The organism is Actinomycetospora sp., assembly GCF_055612215.1.
Genome location: NZ_JBVPVA010000710.1, coordinates 1 through 6,581, shown reverse-complemented (window position 1 = coordinate 6,581; position 6,581 = coordinate 1). Strand labels below are relative to the sequence as shown.

Annotated in this window: 4 protein-coding genes; 3 read left to right on the top strand and 1 reads right to left on the bottom strand. The window is 74.3% G+C overall.

The features are described 5' to 3' along the window. Positions 1 to 36 precede the first annotated feature (36 nt). Genes AC0CYZ_RS19495 through AC0CYZ_RS19485 form a run of 3 tightly spaced genes read left to right on the top strand, consistent with a single transcriptional unit; the run spans position 37 to position 4,947 of the window. Positions 37 to 2,211, top strand: a complete 2,175-nt coding sequence (locus AC0CYZ_RS19495) for a molybdopterin oxidoreductase family protein (protein WP_472218321.1) — start codon at positions 37 to 39, stop codon at positions 2,209 to 2,211. Positions 2,212 to 2,221: 10 nt separating this feature from the next. Next, positions 2,222 to 4,018 (top strand): NAD(P)H-dependent oxidoreductase subunit E, encoded by a 1,797-nt coding sequence (locus AC0CYZ_RS19490; protein WP_472218319.1) that lies wholly within the window; start codon positions 2,222 to 2,224, stop codon positions 4,016 to 4,018. Further along, positions 4,015 to 4,947 (top strand): 2Fe-2S iron-sulfur cluster-binding protein, encoded by a 933-nt coding sequence (locus AC0CYZ_RS19485; protein ID WP_472218317.1) that lies wholly within the window; start codon positions 4,015 to 4,017, stop codon positions 4,945 to 4,947. Before AC0CYZ_RS19490 ends, AC0CYZ_RS19485 begins: the two co-directional genes overlap by 4 nt. A 48-nt stretch (positions 4,948 to 4,995) precedes the next feature. Here the strand turns inward: AC0CYZ_RS19485 and AC0CYZ_RS19480 are convergent. Then, a partial coding sequence (locus AC0CYZ_RS19480) for an AMP-binding protein (protein ID WP_472218315.1) occupies positions 4,996 to 6,581 on the bottom strand: 1,586 nt, incomplete at its 5' end.

The following is a 6,581-nucleotide window of genomic DNA, read 5'->3' as shown; positions in this document are numbered from 1 at the left end:
GTAGACGCGCGGGTCTAGCGGTCCTCCACAGACGCCATGGACGGCACGAGCAATCCCGAGTCCGGCGGCGGCATGCGCCGAGAGGTGCGGACGGGCTGCCCGTACTGCGGCGTCGGCTGCGGACTCGTGGCCGAGGTCGCGGACGGACGCCTGCAATCGGTGCGCGGCGACGAGAAGCACCCCGTCAACCGCGGCCGCACCTGTCAGAAGCCGCTCGAGCTGCCCGTCGCGTCGCGCAGCCCCGATCGCGCGACGACGCCGCTGTGGCGCGATCACGCTGACGGTCAGTTCCGGGAATCGACGTGGGAGTCGCTGATGCCACGGCTGGCCGAGCGCCTGCTTCGCATCCGCGCAGAGCACGGGCCCGGCTCGGTCGCCTTCTACATCTCCGGGCAGCTGCTCACCGAGGACTACTACGTCGTGAACAAGCTCGCGAAGGGCTTCCTCGGCACCAACAATGTGGATTCGAACTCGCGACTGTGCATGTCCTCGGCGGTGGCCGGCTACAACGCGGCGTTCGGCGCCGACGGCCCGCCGCCCTCGTATGCCGACATCGAGCAGGCCGACTGCGTCCTCCTGCTCGGCTCGAACGCCGCGGCATGCCACCCGATCCTCTGGAGCCGCATCCGCGAGCGGCAGGCTCAGGGCGCGAGCGTCATCGTCGTCGACCCGCGGCGCACCGCCACCGCGAAGTGGGCCCGCGGCCACCTCCCCCTCGACGTCGGGACCGACATCGCGCTGGCGCACGCCATGGGGCGCGTGATCCTCGACGAGGGTCTGGAGAACCGCCCGTTCATCGAGCACGCGACGACCGGGTTCGACGAGTACGTCGCCGCGGTCGAGCCGTGGACGCTCGAGCGCGCCGCTCAGGTGACGGGCGTCGACGCCGGTCTGATCCGTGAGACCGCCCTGGCCTACGCGACCGCCGACCGCGCCCAGCTCTGCTGGACCCTCGGCATCACCGAGCACCACAACGCCGTCGACAACGTCCGCGCCCTCATCGACCTCGCGCTGCTCACCGGGCACGTCGGGCGCTGGGGCTCGGGCCTGGTGCCGCTGCGCGGGCAGAACAACGTGCAGGGCGGCGGCGACATGGGCGCCATCCCCAACCGGCTGCCCGGCGGGTACGACGTCGAGGACGAGACCGAGCGTGCCCGCTTCGAAGCCGCCTGGGGGGCGCCGATCCCGCCGGTGAAGGGCCTGCACCTCGCGCAGATGTTCGAGTCGATGGAGCGCGGCGAGATCCGCGCGGTGTACGTCGTCGGCGAGAACCCCGCCGAGTCCGAGGCCGACGTGGCGCACGCCCGGAAGCTGCTGTCCGGGCTGGACCACCTCGTCGTCCAGGACATCTTCCGCACCGCCACCGCCGAGCTCGCCGACGTGGTGCTCCCGAGCTGCGCGGACTGGTGCGAGTACGAGGGCACCGTCACGTCCTCCGAACGCCGGGTGCAGCGGGTGCGCAAGGCGATCGACCCCCCGGGGCTCGCCCGCCCGGACAGCCACATCCTGTGCGCCCTCGCCACGAGGCTGGGCCACGACTGGGGCGAGCCGACCGCCGAGCAGGTGTGGGACGAGCTGCGGTCGGTGTCGCTGAACTGGCACGCGGGGATGTCCTACGACCGGCTCACCGAGCACGGCGGGCTGCAGTGGCCGTGCCCCTCGCTCGAGCACCCGGGCACCCCGACGATGCACACCCGGCTCTGGGAGCGCGACCCCGCCGACCGCGGCATGCCCGCCCCGTTCGCCGGGGTCGAGCACGCCGGGCCGCTCGACGTGCTCTCGCCGGAGTTCCCGCTGCGCCTGACGACGGTGCGGCGCCTGGATTCGTACAACTCCGGGGTCCAGACCGGCGGGTACTCCTCGCCGCTGCGCCGCGAGGAGGCGCTGTGCGTCGACCCGTCGGACGCCCGCGCGCTCGGCGTCGCCGACGGGGAGACGGTGCGGGTGGTCTCGCGCCGCGGTGCCGTCGAGGCCCCGATCCGCTTCGACGAGGCCGCCCGCCCGGGGCTCGCGTTCATCACGCCGCACTTCTCCGAGCAGGTCGACGTCAACCTGATCACCAACGAGGCGTGGGACCCGAAGTCGGGGACCTCGGAGTTCAAGGCGACGGCGGTGCGGATCGAGAAGCTCCCGGAGCGGCAGGAGGGTCTCGTTGCTGGACGTCGGCAACGGGACTCCTCCGACACCCGGGTGCCGGTGGCCGGATCATGAGAGGACCCGCGTGGACCTGAGGCTGCTGCCCGACGCCCCGACCGACGCCGAACGGGAGGCCGTCGACGCCGTCGTGCCGGAGCACCCGGGGCTCGACGGCGAGCGCCGCGACCTGCTGCTGCCCGCCTTCCACGCGGTGATGGACGCCGTGGGGTGGATCAGCCGTGGGGCGCTCGGGTACGTGTGCGCCCGGCTCGGGGTCCCGCCCGCCGAGGCCTACGGCGTCGCCACCTTCTACGCGCTGTTCTCGGTCACCCCGCGGGCGCCGCGGATCGCGCACGTCTGCGACGACGTCGGGTGCGCCGCGTTCGGCGGGGAGGCGCTCTGCGCCGCGATGGAGGAGCGCCTCGGGGCGCCCGGCGCGCGGGAGGACGTCACCTGGACCCGGAGCCCCTGCCTGGGGATGTGTGAGCGGGCCCCGGCGGTGTTCCTGCAGCGGGCGTCGACCGACGCACCCACCGAGGAGCCCGACCACGCGCAGATCGCGCCCGCCGACGCCACCGCGGTGCTCGCCGGCCTGGGCGGCGCGGAGATCCCGGGGCCCGACCCGGTGGTGTCCACCCCGCAGGCCGGCGATCCCGGCCTGTACCTGCTCGGGAAGGTCGGCGTCGCCGACCCCGCCGACCTCGACTCCTACCGCGCCGCCGGCGGGTACGCCGGGCTGCGCCGCGCGCTCGCCATCGGTCCGGCCCGCGTCGTCGACGAGATCACCGTCGCCTCCCTGACCGGGCGCGGCGGCGCCGCCTTCCCGACCGGGACGAAGTGGGCCGCCGTCGCCGGCTCCCCCGAGCCGGAGAAGTACCTGATCGTCAACGCCGACGAGTCCGAGCCCGGCACCTTCAAGGACCGCGTGCTCATGGAGGCCGACCCGTTCGCCCTCGTCGAGGCCATGACGGTCGCCGGGATCGCGGTCGGCGCGCGCACCGGCTACCTCTACGTCCGCGGCGAGTACCCGGCCGCGGAGCGGGCGATCCGGCACGCCGTCGAGGCCGCGCGACACCACCGGCTGCTCGGCGACGACGTCATGGGGTCCGGACGGACGTTCGACATCGACGTCCGCCGCGGCGCCGGGGCCTACATCTGCGGCGAGGAGACCGCGCTGATGAACTCGCTCGAGGGCCGCCGCGGCGAGCCCCGGGCGAAGCCGCCGTTCCCGACGGTCGCGGGCCTGTTCGGCAAGCCCACCGTGATCAACAACGTCGAGACGCTCATCAACGTGCTGCGGATCGTCACCGAGGGCGGGCCGGCGTTCGCGTCGGTCGGCTCGGGCCGCTCGACCGGGACGAAGCTCTTCTGCCTCTCCGGGACCGTGGCGAGGCCCGGGGTCTACGAGGTCGACATGGGCACGACGCTGCGGGAGCTCCTCGAGCTCGCCGGCGGGGTGCCACCGGACCTGCGGGCGATCCTGCTCGGCGGCGCGGCGGGCTCGTTCGTCACGCCGGACCAGCTCGACGTCCCGCTCACCCTCGAGGGCACCCGGGAGATCGGGGCGACGCTCGGGTCGGGCGTCGTGCTGTGCTTCGACTCGTCGATCCCGATGGCTCCGGTGCTGCGCCGCATCGCGGGGTTCTTCCGCGACGAGTCGTGCGGGCAGTGCGTGCCCTGCCGCGTCGGGACCGTGCGGCAGGAGGAGGCGCTCGCGCGGATCGTGCGTGGCCGCGAGATCGGGGGCCGGACCACCGAGCTGGCGCTGCTCACCGACGTCGACCGCGTCATGACCGACGCGTCGATCTGCGGGCTCGGACAGACCGCGGCGTCGGCCGTCCGCTCGGCGCTGAAGCTCGGATTGGTGGGGGAGCCGTCATGACCCTGGTCGACCTCGGCACGATCCGGCGGCTGGTCAGCGTGACCGTCGACGACGTCGAGCACCGCGTCCCCGAGGGCGCGACGATCATGGACGTCCTCGACGGGGCCGGCTGCGACACCCCGCGCCTGTGCCAGGCCCCCAACCTCACCCCGGTCAACGCGTGCCGGGTGTGCGTCGTCGAGGTCGAGGGGTCGCGGCCGCTCGTGCCGTCGTGCGCGCGCCGCGTCGAGGACGGGATGGTGGTCCGCACCGACACCGAGCGGGTGACGCACAGCCGCAGGATGGTGCTCGAGCTGCTGGAGTCGGCCAACGACATGTCCCAGGCCGGCGACGACGTGGCCCGCTGGTCGGTCGAGTACGGCTCCGACCCCGAGCGCTACGGCCCGATCGGCCCGCCCGCCGCGGCCGGCGAGCGCGGCAACCGCCACCCGGGGCACCACGCCGAGCCCGACGGCGAGACCCGGGCGACCGTCGCGCAGCCGGTCACCGTCGACAACGACCTCTACGTGCGCGACTACGCCCGCTGCATCCTCTGCTACAAGTGCGTCGAGGCGTGCGGCACCGACGCGCAGAACACCTTCGCGATCGCCGTCGCCGGCCGCGGGTTCGACGCGACGATCTCGACGGAGTTCGCGGTGCCGCTGCCGGAGTCGGCGTGCGTGTACTGCGGGAACTGCATCGGGGTGTGCCCGACGGGGGCGCTGAAGTCGGTCGCCGAGCACGAGCTCCGGGAGACCGGCGAGTGGGACCCCGACGACGAGACGGTGACGACGACGATCTGCTCGTTCTGCGGCGTCGGCTGCACCCTGGACCTGCACGTGCAGCACAACACGATCGTCAACGTGACCTCGCCGCACGACCACTCGGTGACCCACGGGCACCTGTGCATCAAGGGCCGGTTCGGGTTCCAGCACGTGCAGAACCTGTAGGTGGCCTTCGGCCCTGTGAGCCCTATCGGCGTGCTCCACCCATTGGGGCTATGACACCCGAAAGTGCTCACGGGCGAGCGCAGCGAGCACCGGCGTGCGGATCTTGGTGCCGTTCGTGCCCGACGTCGTGGGCATCTCGTCCAGCACGTGCACGGCGGCGGGGACCTTGAACGGGGCGAGCGCCTGCGCGCACCACGCCCGCAGGTCACCCGGGTCGTCACCGCCCGTCTCCAGCACGACGAACCCGACGGCCACCGTCGCCCCGTCCGCGCCCTCCACCCCGACGACCTTCGCCGTGTGCACCGCCGGGTGCGCGCCGAGCCGGACCTCGATCTCCGCCGGGTCGACGAGGAAGCCGCGCAGCCGCATCGCGTCGCCCGCTCGGCACACGTAGACGAACGCGCCCTCGTCGACGAGCACCCCGAGGTCGCCCGAGGAGAACCACCCGTCGGCGGAGAAGACGTCGGGCTCCGACCCCACGTACGCGTCCACGACGTTCGGCCCCCGGAACGCGAGCTCGCCCTCCACGCCGGGGCCGAGGACGGCCCCGGTCTCCGGGTCCGCCACGCGCACCTCGATGTCCGGGTGCACCACGCGCCCGCCCCCGGACCACCGCGCCGGCGTGGGCTCGTCCGGCGGCCACGCCGCGGTGAGGGCGAAGACCTCCGAGGACCCGTAGACGCCGGTCACGACGGTCCCGAACGCCTCGGTGGCCCACGCGGCCAGCTCCCGCGAGCGGCCCTGGAAGTCCGCGACGCCCCACCACCGCCAGCTCGACAGGTCGCGCGGGCGGGTCCGGTGGGCCTGCGCGAGGCGCAGCACCAGGTCGTCCCCGGCGCCCACGTGGGTCACCCCGCACGCGGCCATGTCGTCGAGGACGTGGTCGGGCTCGAACACCGGCTCGAGCAGGAGGGTCGCCCCGGCGGCGAGCCCCGCGGTCGCGGCGTTGTAGCCGTAGACCCCCGAGAGCGGCAGCGCGCACAGCACGACGTCGGCCGCGGTCAGCCCGAGGACCGCGGCGTCGGCGACCGCGTGCGCGAGGACCCCGCTCCCGGTGTGGGCGGCGAGCTTGGGCAGCCCGGTCGAGCCCGACGTCGTGAACGCGACGGCGAGGCGTGCCGGGTCCGAGGGACCTGGTTCGGGGCCGTCGACGTGCCGCGGGGTCCACACCCCGGCGCCGACGTCGACCATCGTCACGTCCGCCGGCGCCGGTCGGCCCGGGCCCGCCACGAGCGCGACCTGCGGGACGACCCCGGACCCGGCCGCCGCGGTGTGCAGTCGCCCGGCCAGGTCGAGGCCGTGGAAGTCGTGGGCGAGCGCCACGAGCACCGGACGCGCCCGCGCCAGCACGTGCGTGGCCTCCTCGGCGCCGTAGCGGGTGTTGATCCCGACGACGAGGGCGCCGCGCGCGGCGGCCGCGCACTGCCACACGAGCGCGTCGCTCCAGTTCGGCAGCCACACGGCCACGACGTCGCCGGGGCCGACGCCGTGCTCGGCGAGGTCCGCGGCCAGCCCGCGGATCCGGGCCCAGAGCTCGCCGCGCGTCGTCGCACGGAGCTCGCCGTCGGGGGTGCGCTCGCGGGTCAGGACGGCGTCCGGGTCGCGTCGGGCGAGGCGGCCGACGAGGTCGGGCA

Coding starts and splice junctions, on each gene's coding strand:
- AC0CYZ_RS19495 (WP_472218321.1), top strand. CDS start 37: ATGGACGGCACGAGCAATCCCGAGTCCGGCGGCGGCATGCGCCGAGAG.
- AC0CYZ_RS19485 (WP_472218317.1), top strand. CDS start 4,015: ATGACCCTGGTCGACCTCGGCACGATCCGGCGGCTGGTCAGCGTGACC.